Origin of the sequence: Lutimonas saemankumensis (assembly GCF_020171465.1) — a bacterium.
Taxonomy (GTDB): domain Bacteria; phylum Bacteroidota; class Bacteroidia; order Flavobacteriales; family Flavobacteriaceae; genus Lutimonas; species Lutimonas saemankumensis.
The window spans coordinates 208,439-224,487 of record NZ_JAIUZR010000004.1; the positions used below are offsets into that span (position 1 = coordinate 208,439).

Annotated in this window: 17 protein-coding genes; 9 read left to right on the forward strand and 8 right to left on the reverse strand. The window is 38.3% G+C overall.

Annotated features, from left to right (window positions below):
• The first annotated feature begins 1 nt into the window (after position 1).
• Entirely contained in the window at positions 2–580 is a 579-nt protein-coding gene (locus LCM02_RS08680; protein WP_224928143.1) for a YceI family protein, read from the forward strand.
• Positions 581–1,477: 897 nt separating this feature from the next.
• Here LCM02_RS08680 and LCM02_RS08685 read toward each other — a convergent pair.
• Positions 1,478–2,620, reverse strand: coding sequence for an AGE family epimerase/isomerase (locus LCM02_RS08685; protein WP_224928146.1), 1,143 nt, complete (start codon positions 2,618–2,620; stop codon positions 1,478–1,480).
• 373 nt (positions 2,621–2,993) lie between these two features.
• Complete coding sequence (locus LCM02_RS08690) at positions 2,994–3,878, reverse strand: helix-turn-helix domain-containing protein (RefSeq protein WP_224928149.1); 885 nt, start codon at positions 3,876–3,878, stop codon at positions 2,994–2,996.
• Positions 3,879–3,977: 99 nt separating this feature from the next.
• Between LCM02_RS08690 and LCM02_RS08695 the strand changes: the two genes are divergently transcribed.
• Positions 3,978–4,220 carry a hypothetical protein gene (locus LCM02_RS08695; protein ID WP_224928152.1) on the forward strand — a complete coding sequence of 81 codons (243 nt, stop codon included), beginning with the start codon at positions 3,978–3,980 and terminating at the stop codon, positions 4,218–4,220.
• A gap of 285 nt (positions 4,221–4,505) precedes the next feature.
• Here the strand turns inward: LCM02_RS08695 and LCM02_RS08700 are convergent, their stop codons facing one another.
• Positions 4,506–4,817 carry an isoamylase early set domain-containing protein gene (locus LCM02_RS08700; protein WP_224928155.1) on the reverse strand — a complete coding sequence of 104 codons (312 nt, stop codon included), beginning with the start codon at positions 4,815–4,817 and terminating at the stop codon, positions 4,506–4,508.
• Positions 4,818–5,065: 248 nt separating this feature from the next.
• Between LCM02_RS08700 and LCM02_RS08705 the strand changes: the two genes are divergently transcribed.
• The 3 genes from LCM02_RS08705 to LCM02_RS08715 are packed head-to-tail and all read left to right on the forward strand — an operon-like array spanning position 5,066 to position 8,559.
• Positions 5,066–5,551: an acetyl-CoA carboxylase biotin carboxyl carrier protein subunit gene (locus tag LCM02_RS08705; protein ID WP_224928158.1), complete on the forward strand. Its 486-nt coding sequence runs from the start codon at positions 5,066–5,068 to the stop codon at positions 5,549–5,551.
• Positions 5,552–5,570: 19 nt separating this feature from the next.
• On the forward strand, positions 5,571–7,010 hold the full coding sequence (gene accC / locus LCM02_RS08710; RefSeq protein ID WP_224928161.1) for an acetyl-CoA carboxylase biotin carboxylase subunit: 1,440 nt from the start codon (positions 5,571–5,573) through the stop codon (positions 7,008–7,010).
• Between the two features lie 7 nt (positions 7,011–7,017).
• The gene (locus LCM02_RS08715; RefSeq protein ID WP_224928164.1) at positions 7,018–8,559 is read left to right on the forward strand and encodes an acyl-CoA carboxylase subunit beta; all 1,542 of its coding nucleotides are present in this window, start codon (positions 7,018–7,020) and stop codon (positions 8,557–8,559) included.
• Between the two features lie 62 nt (positions 8,560–8,621).
• On the opposite strand, the gene LCM02_RS08720 is transcribed toward LCM02_RS08715, so the two are convergent.
• The 3 genes from LCM02_RS08720 to tpiA all read right to left on the reverse strand — a co-directional run bounded on the left by LCM02_RS08720 (position 8,622) and on the right by tpiA (position 10,603).
• Complete coding sequence (locus LCM02_RS08720) at positions 8,622–8,903, reverse strand: ATP-dependent Clp protease adaptor ClpS (protein ID WP_224928167.1); 282 nt, start codon at positions 8,901–8,903, stop codon at positions 8,622–8,624.
• 23 nt (positions 8,904–8,926) lie between these two features.
• Entirely contained in the window at positions 8,927–9,766 is an 840-nt protein-coding gene (gene prmA / locus LCM02_RS08725; protein ID WP_224928170.1) for a 50S ribosomal protein L11 methyltransferase, read from the reverse strand.
• 78 nt (positions 9,767–9,844) lie between these two features.
• Positions 9,845–10,603, reverse strand: a complete 759-nt coding sequence (gene tpiA / locus LCM02_RS08730; RefSeq protein WP_224928173.1) for a triose-phosphate isomerase — start codon at positions 10,601–10,603, stop codon at positions 9,845–9,847.
• A 92-nt stretch (positions 10,604–10,695) separates the two neighbouring features.
• Here tpiA and pyrF point away from each other — a divergent pair, with 92 nt between their 5' ends.
• Positions 10,696–11,523, forward strand: a complete 828-nt coding sequence (pyrF, locus tag LCM02_RS08735) for an orotidine-5'-phosphate decarboxylase (protein ID WP_224928176.1) — start codon at positions 10,696–10,698, stop codon at positions 11,521–11,523.
• Between the two features lie 98 nt (positions 11,524–11,621).
• On the opposite strand, the gene LCM02_RS08740 is transcribed toward pyrF, so the two are convergent.
• Positions 11,622–12,140, reverse strand: a complete 519-nt coding sequence (locus LCM02_RS08740; protein WP_224928179.1) for a GTP-binding protein — start codon at positions 12,138–12,140, stop codon at positions 11,622–11,624.
• 103 nt (positions 12,141–12,243) lie between these two features.
• Between LCM02_RS08740 and der the strand changes: the two genes are divergently transcribed.
• The 3 genes from der (at position 12,244) to LCM02_RS08755 (ending at position 15,167) form a co-directional block, all read left to right on the forward strand.
• Positions 12,244–13,548, forward strand: coding sequence for a ribosome biogenesis GTPase Der (der, locus tag LCM02_RS08745; RefSeq protein WP_224928182.1), 1,305 nt, complete (start codon positions 12,244–12,246; stop codon positions 13,546–13,548).
• A gap of 11 nt (positions 13,549–13,559) precedes the next feature.
• Entirely contained in the window at positions 13,560–14,588 is a 1,029-nt protein-coding gene (locus tag LCM02_RS08750) for a class I SAM-dependent methyltransferase (RefSeq protein WP_224928184.1), read from the forward strand.
• 66 nt (positions 14,589–14,654) lie between these two features.
• Positions 14,655–15,167, forward strand: coding sequence for a YciI family protein (locus LCM02_RS08755; RefSeq protein WP_224928187.1), 513 nt, complete (start codon positions 14,655–14,657; stop codon positions 15,165–15,167).
• A 5-nt stretch (positions 15,168–15,172) separates the two neighbouring features.
• On the opposite strand, the gene LCM02_RS08760 is transcribed toward LCM02_RS08755, so the two are convergent.
• A complete protein-coding gene (locus LCM02_RS08760) occupies positions 15,173–15,979 on the reverse strand; it encodes a TPM domain-containing protein (RefSeq protein ID WP_224928191.1) in 807 nt (268 codons plus the stop codon).
• Positions 15,980–16,049 lie beyond the last annotated feature (70 nt).

Consider the following 16,049-nt stretch of genomic DNA (forward strand, 5'->3'; position numbering starts at 1 on the left):
CATGAAAAACAGAGTACAAACAATCATAGCAACAGTTATAATTGCAACGATCACATTTGCATTTACAACAATCGAAGATGGTAAAAAAGCAGTCAATACAGAAACAAGTTCAGTGACCTGGAAGGGATATAAAGTAACCGGTTCACATGTAGGAAGTATTGCCCTGAAACAAGGATCACTTGAATTTAAAGAAGGAGCTTTAATTGGTGGTGAATTTGTCATGGACATGACAACCATTGTGAATACAGATCTTGAAGGGGAATACAAAGGAAAACTTGAGGGGCACTTGAAATCAGATGATTTCTTTGGAGTGGCGACCTACCCTACAGCGAAACTTGTATTTAACAAAGTCAAAAGCACAGGTAAAAATTCATATCAGGTAACAGGTGACCTTACTATAAAGGACAGAACCAATCCTGTCACCTTTGAAATATCAGTCTATGGGAACAAGGCTACGGCCAGTCTTAAAATTGACAGGACCCTTTATGGCGTAAAATACGGATCGGCTAGTTTCTTTGATGATCTGAAAGACAAAGCCATCTATGATGAATTTGATCTGGTTACCGACCTTGAATTCTAATGACCCTGTTATACAATCAAAAAAAGACCGTAGCTTCTACGGTCTTTTTTATTTGATAGTCCATATTAACGAACCCATTATACATATTTAACGGGCACATCAATAAAAGATTTAAAATTTTTTCTCCATTAAGATAACCATAAATCTTCAAAATTAAATCTGATAAGCCCTATGCAAGGTCCAAAAATGATGTCTAAAATGGTCCGAAATTCGAGATTTTCATCAATAAAATCTTAAACTTTTATAAAAATTCTAAATATTTTGAAATTTTTAACATTTTTTAACTACTTGATTTTCTGTGTTTTAAATTTTTTAGCTGCCAAAAATTTGTTAAAATAGTACTATGTTAAACAAAGTACTGTAACCTTTCTGAAGTTATGCAGTCTTATAAGTATAACCAACGATTTAAAAATTAAAATTATGAGAACTACAATATTTAAAAACAGTAAAAGAATAAGATGGTCAGAGCACAGAAATTATGCCGTTAAATCTTAATTAAAAAAAAACCTAATCACAAAAAAATATAAAATCAAAAATTATGAGAACTACAGTATTCAGAAACAGCAAAAGAATAAGATGGTCAGAGCACAGAAACTATGCCGTTAAATCTTAATTGAAAATAAAACCTAATCACAAAAAAATATAAAATCAAAAATCATGAGAACTACAATATTCAGAAACAGCAAAAGAATAAGATGGTCAGAGCACAGAAATTATGCCGTTAAATCTTAATTACAGCCCCAGCAAATGCTTCTAAGCAGAAACAGATTTCCACATATATCACTCGGTATCCCCGAGATCAGCAACCCTAACAATCAGTAGGGTTTTCTGGTTTAAGCCCCTCTCACCTCTAATTTAACAGTACTACTTAATAATTACAAAGGCTTTATCAATCCATTAAGTCATCAGATAATCGTAATATCTTACGGTATGATACATCGATTTCCAAAAAAATATCAGAGGAGTGCCCGGATCAGGCGCTCCTTTTTCATCCAGTGATGCAATCCACTCCCCGCTGTTGTCAATAAAATTTGATCGAATGTATATTAACTGTTCTTCAGCAAGATCCTTGTGCGTGTCATCCGAACTGATTTTATACGCATTCATCAGCCCGAGAGCCACTTCCGCCTGAGGCCACCAGGATTTCATCTTTTCATGATTTCCCTGAGCATCGAAAATATTAAAATATCCTCCGTATAATTCATCTCTTGCCAGCTCAATAACCCTTTCCATCATTAAAAGTGCCATCGATTCAGTTCGCTTTATCAACTCTTTGTTCCCGATTGCCTTTGCTGCCTCACAAATAACCCAACTGCATTCCGCATTATGTCCTGCCCAGTTTTCATCAGGAATTGGTTTCCAATCTTCACTTAAACGGTGTATACAGAAATACTCTTTATCATCAATAAAATGATCCAGAATGATGTGCAAAATCTCTGTTATTTGCCGCCTGATTTGTTCATCCTTTCTGTTTTCATAAACCTTGACCAGTGCCTCCATCGTATGAAAGTGGGTGGCGAACGATCTGGTGATGGAATCTTCTCTCTCCCAGTTATCATTCAGCCCGTCGACAAAACCCTTAAGATTCCCTGAAATTAACTTATCATTCATAAAGGAAATCTGCTCATTCACCAGCTGTATGATCGCTGCCGAGTTATTAATTTTCTCATATTCTGCAAGTCCGTAAAGAACAAATGCCTGGGCCATATTCACATTTTCCCTGTCAGATTGCCATTGCATATTGTATGATCTTGCCCAATAATATCCTCCATTCGGGTTATTAAACTCCATCAATAACTGAAAAGAGAGTTTTGCCAGGTCCCTATACTCACGTTTACCCAGCAGCTGATAAGCCTTACTGCTCCCATAAAGTATCCTGCTCAAATACATACTGCCCATTTGTGCTTTCCAATTGCAGATCCCTGATAAAGATATTTCTGGACAGATCAGGCTGCCTTCCTTATTGAGCATATTTTTACTCCAGAAATCCATATAGTTTCTGAACTCTTTTTCAATTGATGACAAAGTCTTTTTTTCCATACCACGAAGTTACTGAACTGTTATTGAAATAAAAGATAAAATTTTCCTGCTGACAGGATCAAAAAATTGTTAGAGGAATCTTAAACTTTGTTAACAGACATGCCGTGTCGTAAGGCCTGAGACCTGATCAGCGTAAATTTGTAGTGAGATTAGTAGTTATTGATATTAACCAAAGATTGATTATAATTTAGTATTTATTTGCCAAAATAATAGGTTAGACACCATTTTAAATTAGAGTAATCAATTGAGGATGTCCCAATCTCGTCAGATTTGATGTTTAATAGTAAATCAGGGGGATAAAAGGTTTACTAGATATTAGGTTAAGTGCATTCAAATTATGGCAGGTTGGGACTATTTTTATGCTTCCGTATCTTTATTCTTCATGCAAATAGTTTCTGAAACTTCCTTCCTGAAAACGAGGATAAACTTCAATACCGTATTCATTTTTCCCTCTTTCACCCTCCCAGATAATCTTCAGGCCAAGTTGTTCATTTAACTCCAGATTATCGTAACGGAACGGGATGGAACAAAATATATATTCCTGGTTCGGTTTATCCCGAACATACCGCATTAACTGGCTGCTTATATAGTAGATATTATCGTTACTGTCTGCAGTAATATCAAAACCAAAAAAAATCGGACGATCCAGCTTCTTGTGATGGATCAGGTCCTTAACCGTAAGGTCCTGTTCATTCATCTCACGTGACCTTAATCTTTCATAGGCCTCCGGTCTTAATGGAAAAACCAGGGAATGACCTGAATAATAACCGGAATCATCGGTGATGATGAGGTTCATTTCGGGCAGTAATCTTGCGGCCTCCCTTATGACCTCTCTCAAAGATTTACTTATTTCTTTATGAAATCGCATATATCTTACGATATAATTTATATCGATCTCATAATCCAGCGTGCGTATCCTCTTTGTAGCCACTTCGAGATGGCTCTTAAACCACTTGGCGTCAGGCAGTCTGTTGGTAAGTTGTGATAAGGAATATTTCCTCAAATTAAAATCGTAATAGGTAGGGATCGGAACTGAGGCATTTAAATTTCTCACTAATTGGTAAGGCAGTAAGGTTTCATTAATGATGTCTTCTTCTTTTTCCGGCTTAATTAAAGTTGCTCCATTTTCCCATCGCTGAACCGTCCTGATATCAACATTGAGTTTATCAGCAAATTCAGCCTGTGATAATTTATTGATCTTTCTGTAATCAATTAACAATTCTCCAACTGTATTGTATTTCTTCATTCGATGTGGCATGAAGTAAAAATATGAAAAAATGCGTTCAAATGGAATTCGGACATTCCATGTCGTCTGATGTTCTTACTTGTCCCCTTAACTTTGTCAAAAAATTAGGAGATGATTCAAAAAGTACTAAATGAAATTGAAATTGAAGTAACGAATAGAATCAATATAGAGGAAAAGAATTTGAAGGCTGTTAAAGAACTGAAACTTCTTCTAGATCAGATTGATTATGAAGCAGAAGTTGTTCCCTTTGAGGATAAAGAGAGATTATCCATGTTGTTGGTTTCATTAAAAGGGACAACATTGAACGAAAATGAAAATCACCTGGTTGAGAGAATTAGTAAGTATCAGTTTTGAAAGGAAAAGTTGCTGATAGTTAATTGTCAGGGCAGTGTTTAAAATTCATCATGAATGTAGATGTCAGGTTAATTTCCATTGAGGGGTTAATTAGGAAAGACAAAAAATACCTGAGTTGAGTGTTTAGGAAATGATGAATTTGTTATTCAAAAGGTCTCTTTTAAAAGAGGCCTTTTTGTTTTATTTAATAAAAAAAGCGGACAATGAAAAGCTTCATTAATCCGCTCGTGCAAATATTAAGCATTAGATTGCTTACTTCACTAAAGAAAGGGGTAAGTTTTTCTATTATACCTCAACAACAAAGTTGTCCTGAGAATCTATACCATTATTCACGTAGCTGTCCGCCGCGTGATCGTTTTCCCATTTTGTGTCATCAATCAAATATTTAAACTGATAACTTTTTGAGGTTTCAAGATCCAATGTTGTTTTATAGGTTCCGTTTTTGAATTTTTTCAAATCTATCGCCTCTGCAACATTCCAATCATTAAAATCACCCAACAATTGAACTTTTTCAGCATCTAAAGCTTCTTCTTTAGTTAAAGAAAAGGTCACTTTACAAACTGGTTTGCTTTTTAAAAATTGTTTTTTAATACTCATGACAGTAGTTTTATATTTTGCATACAAAATAAAAGCATGAATTTGATTAAAAGAACAACTTTTTTAATCAATTTATATACTATTTTAACTCTCCCTTTCGCAAAAATTTAATTGAAGGTTAATTCTACATAAAATCTAAGCTACTGGTTTTGTTTGATTTTAAGCCTCAACTTCCTAAAAATCTTTCTATTAGCTTTTCATTTGATTCAATTATTCATTACCTTTAATCTTCCTTTAACAGTGCCACTATGAATAATTCTTCTAAAGCTCTGGTTAACAATACTCAGGAATTTTGTTTTGATCAAAAAGAAATTGAGAACCTTGATGTTTTCGATCATGGAGAAAACCAGCTCCATCTGATTTTTGACAATGAATCTGTTGTTGCAAAAGTTATAGAAAAAGATTTTCTACAACGAAAATATAAGATTCAGATTGACTCGAATTTTTACGAGATTACAATTCCCCATCCCCTTGATGATCTGATAAAGGAAATGGGATATTCCTCAGGTTCGTCCAAAATCATTGACTCCATTAAAGCACCGATGCCAGGCAGTATTATAGAGATTAAGGTCAAAGAGGGTCAAAAAGTCAAGGAAGGGGAAACCTTGCTTATCCTTGAGGCCATGAAAATGGAAAATGCCATCACCTCACCAAAAGATACAGTTATCAAGGAACTGTTTGTTAAAGAGGGTGAATCCGTTGACAAGAATAAACTTTTAATTGACTTCGAATAAGTATTCTTAATTATTAAGTATGAAAAAAATATTGATTGCCAATCGTGGTGAAATCGCACTGCGGATCATGAAATCTGTCAAAGAAATGGGAATTAAAACGGTTGCCGTTTATTCAACTGTGGATAGAAATGCTCCGCATGTCACATTCGCCGACGAAGCTGTTCACATAGGTGAAAATCCTTCGAATCAAAGTTACCTCATTGGTAAAAGAATTATTGAAAAGGCACTTCAGCTTAATGTAGATGGTATTCATCCCGGATATGGATTCTTAAGTGAGAATGACGAATTTTCAAAAGCGGTAGAAGAAAGCGGAATGATCTTTATAGGTCCTGGTTACGAGGCTATACGTACGATGGGAGATAAACTCGCAGCAAAAGAGGCGGTTAAGAGATACGATATTCCCATGGTTCCGGGAATCGATGAAGCGGTTACTGATGTGGAAGAGGCAAAAAAAATCGCTAAGGAAATAGGTTTTCCAATCCTAATCAAAGCAGCCGCGGGAGGAGGAGGAAAAGGAATGCGCATTGTTGATTCCGAGGATCACATTGAAGAGCAGATGGAAAGAGCCATCAGTGAGGCTTTGTCTGCATTTGGAGATGGTTCGGTATTTATTGAAAAATACATCACCTCACCGAGGCATATTGAATTTCAGATTCTTGCCGACAATCATGGCAACATCGTTCACTTATTTGAAAGGGAATGCAGTATTCAAAGAAGACACCAAAAGGTTATTGAAGAAGCTCCGTCCTGTATTCTTGACCCGGATTTGAGAAAAAAAATGGGAGAATCTGCAACTCTGGTGGCTAAATCCTGTAATTACAGAGGAGCCGGGACAGTTGAATTCCTTCTCGATGGTGAAAAGAATTTTTATTTCCTCGAAATGAATACGCGTTTGCAGGTGGAACATCCGGTTACCGAATTTATTACAGGGCTCGACCTGGTTAAAGAACAGATCAAAATTGCCCGGGGAGAAAAACTTGGCTGGAACCAAAACGAGATCGAGTTCAAGGGTCATTCTATTGAATTAAGAGTTTACGCGGAGGATCCGTTAAATGATTTCCTGCCCAATGTAGGGAAGCTTTCCGTTTATCAAATACCAGAAGGAGATGGTATTCGGCTTGATGATGGTTATCGTGAAGGCATGGAAATTCCTATTTATTACGATCCTATGATCTCAAAGCTCATAACCTATGGAAAAGACCGGAGTGAGGCGATCCAGCTGATGATAAAGGCTATCGATATGTATCGAATTGAAGGGGTAGAAACAACACTCTCTTTTGGTAAATTTGTTTGTGAGCATGAGGCCTTTCTTCAGGGAAACTTTGATACACACTTTGTAAAAACACATTTCAATACTGAGGTTTTAAAAGAAATTCATCATAAAGAGGCCAGATGGGCTGCTCTGCTCGCTTTGAAATTGCACCATGAAGAAAAGAATATTTTAAGAATCCCTGATTGATCACAAAATGAAAGACAAACAAAAAAATCTCCTTGAGAAAATGGCTGAAGCCAAACTAGGAGGCGGAGAACATAGAATTAAAAAACAACATGCTAAGAAAAAACTTACAGCAAGAGAGAGAATCATGCTGCTTTTAGATGAAGGTTCTTTTGAAGAGGTGGGTATGCTGGTCACTCACAGGTCAACTGATTTCGGGATGGAGAAGCAAATGTTCTTTGGAGATGGGGTGGTAACCGGATACGGTACTGTTAATGAAAGACTGGTCTATGTTTTTGCCCAGGATTTCACAGTATTTGGCGGTGCCCTTTCTGAAACTCATGCCGAGAAAATATGTAAGATCATGGATCTGGCAGTAAAAGTAGGGGCTCCCGTTATCGGACTAAATGATTCGGGTGGTGCCAGGATACAGGAGGGCGTAAGATCTTTGGGCGGATATGCCGATATTTTCTATCGCAACGTACAGTCCTCAGGCGTGATTCCGCAGATTTCAGCAATCATGGGCCCCTGTGCGGGGGGTGCGGTTTACTCTCCTGCCATGACCGATTTTACCATCATGGTGGAAGAAACAAGTTATATGTTTGTAACCGGTCCAAACGTGGTAAAAACGGTAACCAATGAGGAAGTGAGTTCCGAGGAACTTGGCGGTGCCTCGACCCATTCCTCCAAATCGGGTGTCACCCATATAACCGCTCCCAATGACCTGGCCTGCATAGATGAAATAAAAAAATTGCTGAGCTATATCCCGCAGAATAACCAGCTGAAAACCCCAAAGATTCCTTATGAACTGAAAAATGAAACAAGGGAGGAACTCGAGGATATTATCCCGGATGATACGCATTTACCCTACGATATCAGAAAGGTAATTCATGGTATTTGTGACCGGGACACCTTTTATGAGATCCATAAAGACTATGCGGATAATATCGTGGTTGGATTTTCCAGGCTGGCCGGAAGAAGTATAGGAATCATTGCTAACCAGCCCATGAGCCTTGCCGGGGTGCTGGATGTCAACAGTTCAAAAAAGGCAGCTCGATTTACCAGATTTTGTGATTGTTTTAATATCCCGCTTCTGGTCCTGGTAGATGTTCCTGGTTTTTTACCCGGAACTGATCAGGAATGGCGAGGCATTATTGTTCATGGGGCCAAACTTCTTTATGCCTTGAGCGAAGCCACCGTTCCTCGTGTAACACTGATCACCAGAAAAGCTTACGGAGGAGCCTATGATGTGATGAATTCAAAACATATAGGGGCAGATATGAATTTTGCATGGCCTACGGCAGAAATAGCAGTTATGGGTGCAAAAGGTGCAAGTGAGATCATCTTTAAAAAAGAAATTGCTGAAGCTGATGACCCGGAAGCCAAATGGAAAGAAAAAGAGGCCGAATATGCCTTTAAATTTGCCGATCCTTACCGAGCCGCCAGAAGAGGCTTTATTGATGAGGTGATTTTGCCAAAGGAATCCAGGCGAAAACTGATCAAGGCATTTTCCATGCTGGAAAACAAAAAAACCGAAGGGCCGAAAAGGAAACACGGTAATATACCCTTATAGGGCAGGACAGTATATCTAAGATAGAAACTGTGTTAAAATAATCGGAATCTGTTAGGCTAAAATTATACGATTTCTGCGCTTAAGCCTTTTTGGAGTAATCGAGTGCACCTTGGTTTTAATTCATCATATTCTCCGGTTTTAACGGCACACTTTCCTTTATAATGTACCAGATAAGTACATTGTTCAGCCTGTTCCAGGCTGTGCTCGCAAATTTCTATCAATGAATCAATAACGAAATCAAACGTATGGACATCATCATTAAATAGAACAATTTCATATTTTTTTGCTTCCTGTTCTTTGACGTCCAGCGCTTCCTGGACCTTCTCTTTTGATGAAAATAACATGATGCTTGTATTATAATCCGCCGCTAATTTACATATTTTAATCCAACCCAATTGTTTCTTTCCAGCTTCTCGACCAGTTCCAGCCCGTGAGAAGAAGCCTCCGAGTCGATAATTTCTATGTCTTCTGTATAGAAACCACTTAAAAGTAAAACCCCATTTTCCTTCAAACTTTGGGCGTATACCTTCATATCTTCAAGCAGAATATTCCTGTTGATATTGGCGATGATCACCTCATAACTATTCGGCTTAAGCAGGCTGGAATCCCCTTCAAAAACCGAGATAGATATGCACTTATTACGTGCTGTATTCTCCAGAGAATTTTCATAGCACCATGAGTCTATATCAATGGCATCCACTGATTTTGCTCCACGCATTTCCGAAAAAATGGCCAAAATTCCCGTACCGCAACCCATATCCAGAACAGTTTTCCCTTCCAGGTCAAGATGCATCAAAAACTTGATCATTAAATGTGTCGTTTCATGATGGCCCGTACCAAAACTCATTTTTGGTTCGATGACAATATCATATTTCAATCCCGGATCTTCATGAAAAGGAGCTCTGATACTAACCTCCCCGTCTACCACAATTGGATCAAAGTTCTTTTCCCATTCCTCATTCCAATTGACCTGTTCAATTTCTTTGACCACATAAGAAAATTCGATCTCTTCTGAATCCAGTATCTGAATATCGTTTAATAATTCAGGGGCCCACTGCTCTTTTTGAATATAAGCCACAAGCCCGTTGCTTTTTTCAGTAAAGCTCTCAAATCCCACCGCTCCCAACTCGGCGATCAGGATTTCTATAGCAGTCTCAGCAGTTAAGGAACCCGATTCAATTGTAAAAAAGCATCCGATATAGTTCATATGGCTGGAGTTAAAAAATCTGTGACATCTTTTGTTAAAAAAGACATCACAGATCTGATTATAATAAAAATATTCGTTCTAAATTGCCTTGATGATGGCCGAAAAATCATCAACATTCAGAGCTGCACCTCCGATCAATCCTCCATCAACGTCATTCTTTGAAAATATCTCTTCAGCATTACCAGGCTTAACACTACCTCCGTAAAGGATGGAAACTTCTTCGGATACATCACTTAAATACCTTTCCGCAACCAGTTCTCTGATAAATGCATGCATTTCCTGAGCCTGATCCGGTGTGGCTGTTTCTCCGGTTCCAATGGCCCAGACCGGTTCATAGGCCAAAATGATCTTGGACCATGCCCCGGATTCCAAATGAAATAACGCATTTTTGATCTGGCTTTCGACGACCTTAAAATGATTTCCACTTTTTCTGTCCTCGAGAACTTCTCCAAAGCAAAAAATTACTTCCAGATCATTTGCCAGAGCAGCGTCTACCTTGGACGCAAGTAATTCATCTGTTTCACCAAAATATTCTCTTCTTTCTGAGTGTCCTAAAATTACGGTATCCACGTAGATGCTTTTGAGCATCTGAGCAGAAATTTCTCCAGTGTAAGCTCCGCTGGATTCCTGATGCATGTTTTGTGCCGCTACCTCAATTACTGCGTTCTTTGTCATTTTTGACGCCTTCTGTAAATTGACAAAAGTAGGTGCTATGATTACACGTGTGTTGTCTAAACTAATTTCTTTGACAGCATGTTTTAATTCTTTGACTAAGGCCTTCGTTTCCTGATAGGTCTTGTTCATTTTCCAGTTTCCTGCTACAATTTTAGTTCTCATTAAATTGAATTTTTGATTGAAATTAAAATGAAGCACAAAGATAACCTAAACTGATAAATTGATTACTTTTGCTGCAATCAATTTTCAAAAAAATGACGAAAAAAGAGCTTATTTATCAGATCCAAGCTAAAAAATCATTTCTATGTATAGGCCTTGATGTTGATATCGATAAAATACCCTCTCATTTACTCGATACTGAGGACCCAATATTTGAATTCAATAAAGCTATTATTGATGCCACGCATGACCTGGCGGTCGCTTATAAACCCAACACTGCTTTTTATGAAGCATACGGATTAAAAGGATGGGAAAGCCTTTCAAAAACAATTGATTATTTAAACCAAAACTATCCGTCAGTCTTTACCATTGCCGACGCTAAAAGAGGAGACATTGGAAATACTTCGACCCGCTACGCCAAGGCTTTTTTTGAGGACATGGAATTTGACTCAGTTACGGTTGCTCCTTACATGGGCAGCGATTCCGTTGAACCCTTTCTGGCTTTTGAAAATAAATTCACGATCATGCTTGCGCTGACTTCGAATAAGGGAGGCCTGGATTTCCAGGTGAACAAGGATAAAAATGGCAGTACCCTTTATGAAAATGTTCTGGAGACCTCATTGGGATGGAAAAACAGTGAACAGCTGATGTATGTTGTTGGTGCTACAAGGCCGGAATACTTTCAAAGAATCAGGAAAATTGTTCCCGATCACTTTTTGCTTGTCCCCGGGGTTGGTGCCCAGGGTGGAGATCTACAAAGCGTGTGTAAGTTCGGGTTGAATCAAGATATTGGCCTTTTGATCAATTCTTCCAGGGGTATCATCTATGCTTCTTCTGAAATGGACTTTGCATCAAAGTCAAGAGAAAAAGCAAAAGAATTACAGTCAGAAATGCAAATAATTCTTGAGAAAAGGTTCAACTGAAAATAGTATCTACTACAGGATATTTAACAAAGCATTTAAAAACGGTTCCGAGCTGGTTAATTAGGTTTTCTTAATTCAAAATACCTGCTTCCAGTCTCTTATTTCGAATCTCGCAATGCCTTGATCAAAAAATTGTGAAGCCCTACCATTTGCTTATAACCAAATTTCTTGCCCAACTGGCCGAAAAAGTAAAGAACCACCCATAATACAGGCATAAGTAAACACATGACCAAAGAAAATTCATAGTCCTGGTCCAGGCTCCACCTTGAATAAAAAATAACAAAAAAAACGAAAAAAGTTACTGCAACGGCAAAGTGTAAAAAGATGAAAAAAGTCCAGATTTTTGGTTTAGGCCCCAGGATTCCCTTCACTATGGTTTTCTCCTTCTCACTCTCTACCTCCACGTGAAGCTGTGGAGACCAGAAATGCTCCTCATTTGAAGGGACGTCTATAACGATATGATGATCAACAATCTTGCTTCCATAAATACAGTTCTCTTCGGACAGCTTGTCCCGGAATCGCTGAATTACCTCCTCCATAGAGGAATCTAATTCTATCCTGAATCTTGGCTTTAAAAGAATCCTGTTTATTTCATCATCATGAATGGGATTGTTCATTGGTAGGGTTTTAAAGTAAATATATACTTTTTTTCTTATCTCAGCCTGAGTTTTACGATTCAAGTTTATAAGCTTATCTTTGCAGCGATTTCATTAAGAAAACATGGGAAACATTGTTGCAATTGTCGGAAGGCCAAATGTGGGCAAATCAACTCTCTTTAATCGATTGATCCAAAGAAGAGAGGCAATTGTCGATGCTGTTAGTGGTGTGACCAGAGACAGGCATTACGGAAAAACGGACTGGAACGGAAGAGAGTTTTCAGTGATTGATACAGGAGGTTATGTGGTAGGAAGTGACGATATTTTCGAGGCTGAAATTGATAAGCAGGTAGAACTGGCCATAGACGAAGCGGACGCCATCATTTTTATGGTAGATGTGGAAAGTGGGGTTACCGGTATGGATGAAGAGGTTGCACAGTTGTTGAGACAAGTTAAAAAACCGGTGTTTTTGGCAGTTAATAAAGTTGACAACTCAAAAAGGGCTGCAGATGCGGTAGAATTTTATTCCTTAGGACTCGGTGATTATTATACCATCGCCAGTACAAATGGGAGCGGAACAGGAGAATTGCTTGATGCCGTCGTGGAAGCTCTTCCGGAAAAAGAGGATAAAATTGAAGATGACTTGCCGAGGTTTGCGGTAGTGGGTAGGCCCAATGCCGGAAAGTCTTCGTTTATCAATGCTTTAATTGGGGAAGATCGTTATATCGTAACTGATATAGCAGGAACAACGAGGGATTCGAACGATACCAAATACAACAGATTTGGGTTTGATTTTAATTTAGTGGATACGGCAGGGATCAGAAAGAAGTCCAAAGTAAAGGATGATCTGGAATTCTATTCCGTTATGCGTTCGGTTCGCGCCATTGAATACAGTGACGTATGTATCCTTGTAATTGATGCCACGAGAGGGTTTGAAGGACAGGATCAAAATATCTTCTGGCTGGCTGAGAAAAATAAAAAAGGTATCGTCATACTGGTCAACAAATGGGATCTGGTTGAAAAAGATAATTATACCACCAAGCAGTTCGAAGAAAGAATCAGGAAAGAAACGGCTCCTTTTACGGATGTTCCAATAGTTTTTATATCAGCTTTAACCAAACAAAGAATATTTAAGGCCATTGAAACAGCTGTGGAAGTTTATAATAACCGAAAACAAAAAATTCCGACAAGTAAACTGAATGAGGCCATGCTGGAAATTATTCAGCATAACCCTCCGCCAGCTTACAAAGGGAAGTATATCAAAATCAAATATTGCATGCAATTGCCAACCCCAACCCCGCAGTTCGCCTTTTTTGCCAATTTGCCACAATATGTAAAAGATCCCTATAAACGTTTTCTTGAAAACAAGCTCAGGGAGCTTTACAATTTTACAGGTGTTCCCGTTATTATTTACATGCGAAAAAAATAAATTCGAAGATTATGATTCCAGGGAATATTCATTGCGATATCTGCGATGCCGTAGCAACCTTGAAAGATGAAAAATTACAGGGCTATAAACAGGGGACAACATTTAAAATATATCATTGTCAGGAGTGCAATACTTCCTTTAGCCTGCCAAGGGTGGATGCCTCGGAAATATATGATTCGATCTATATGAATGGAAAGAATGTTCCCGGATACAGCAGGTATTGGAGATATTTTTCAAATATAAAAAACAAAAAGGATCCATTGGACTATCTTGCAAGGTCCAATGAAGCTTACTGGGCGGTTAAAAAAGCATTGTCAAGGATCGTCAGCGAAAGATCAAAGGTTAAAATACTTGAGATTGGAAGTGGCCTTGGCTACCTGACTTACGCTTTGAAAAGGGAAGGATATGATATTCATGGAATGGATGTCTCGAGCAAGGCAGTAAAGAAAGCAAGAGAAAATTTTGGGAATCTTTATCTTGATGCGGATCTTTTTGATCATGCCAAAAGTCACAAGGGCCAATATGACGTTGCCATACTCACAGAGGTGATAGAACATGTCAACTTACCCGTTCAGTTTATCAAGGCTATTTCAGAACTTATAAATGATTCGGGCTTTATTATTGTGACAACCCCTAACAGATCAATAGCTCCGGATTCTGTTATTTATGATACAGAATCACCCCCGGTTCATCATTGGTGGTTGAGTGAAAACTCGATGGAACGTATAGGTAACCAATTGAATCTTTCTACCTCATTCGTTGATTTCAGTGAGTTCTACGCGAAAAAACCAACGATTTATGACATTCAGCGGGCGCGCCAAAGAAAACGAGCTGCAATTCTGGATAAGGACGGAAAACTGCTTCGAAAGAGCAAATCTGGTTCTAATTCAAGGATAAAAGATTCACTTAAAAAAATTGACGCGCTTTGGATTCCTGTGAGAAAACTCTCAGTGGCCTTAAAATCAGTGATGAGTGATGAAAAAGTTATCTGTGGTAAAAGAGGCGAATTTCTTTGTGCCGTTTATCAAAAAAAAACGTGATAAACTAACTCGAAACGAATAAAGTGGTATTTATTATCTTTGAGTTCTTACAATAATTTTTTGATCATGAAACATTTCGATTTGAGACTGTTCATAACACTGGCTTGTTCAATACTATTCCTGAATTGCCAGAGTAGGATACAGGATAAAACAAAAGAATCAAACGAAAATCAAAAGAAACTTGAAGTAATATCCGAATATGATTCTATAACTGCCGCTTTGTATGGAGCCGATGAATACGGCATGAAAAAGTATGTCATTGCATTTTTAAAAAGAGGTCCTAATAAAAGCCTCGATTCAGCAAAGAGGAGCATTCTTCAGAGGGCTCATCTGGATAATATCAACAAACTTGCCAAGGATGGTAAACTGGTGTTGGCAGGCCCTTTTTTTGGAAACAAGGATCTCAGGGGAATTTACATTTTTGATGTTGAATCCATTGAAGAAGCCAGGGCACTGACAGCAACTGATCCCTCAATAAAAGAAGGCGTTCTTGTTATGGAATTAAAAGAATGGTATGGATCAGCAGCTTTAATGGGGATCAATAAAATACATCCAACACTGGCAAAAAAAGATATTTAACGGGATTACCAGCCCCCACTGGCTCCGCCACCGCCAAAGCCTCCGCCTCCAAAACCGCCACCGAAGCCTCCGCCTCCAAAGCCTCCGCCAGAACCTCCGCCAAATCCACCTCGGCTGCCAAATCCACCACGTCCTGCGTTGCTAAGAATGATAGCATCAAGTAAAGAAAATCCACCGGATCTTCTTCCTCTGTTTCTGCCACCCCCTCGGTTCCTTCTGGAAAGTATTATCATGATGATAATAAAAATAATGACTATTATAAATGCTGAAAATTTACCTTTGGGTTCCTCATATTGCCTTTCACCTTGATATTCACCTCTCATAATTGTTATAATGGCGTCAGTTCCCTCATCCAGTCCTTTGTAAAAATTCCCTCTTTTAAACTCTGGGGTAATAATGTTTTCAATGATCCTTTTCGAAAGCGCATCAGTAAGTAAATGTTCAACTCCGTAACCTGTCCTGATCGTCATTTTCCGATCGGTTTTTGACACCAGCAAAACAATTCCGTTATCCTTCCCTTTTTGGCCTATACCCCATTTGTGGGCCAGTTCAGTGGCGTACAAGGCAATATCGTTCCCTTCAAGTGAATTGATGGTGATGACCACGATCTGAGTTGAAGTGGTATCACTGTAATTGATAAGTTTTCTTTCAAGGGACTTAGCTTCTGAACTACTCATCATTTGAGCCTGATCATAAACACTTGTCTGATTTTTAGGTACATCCGGTAAATAGTCCTGAGCCCAAAATATTTGGACAGTACCAAAAAAGAAAAAAATGAACAGGCTAAAATATTTAATGACTCTGGTTTGCATTCTAATGAAAAGTTCTTCGTAATATTGACATGCAATATACCAAAAAACCGGCAATGCCATCCAGGGGTAC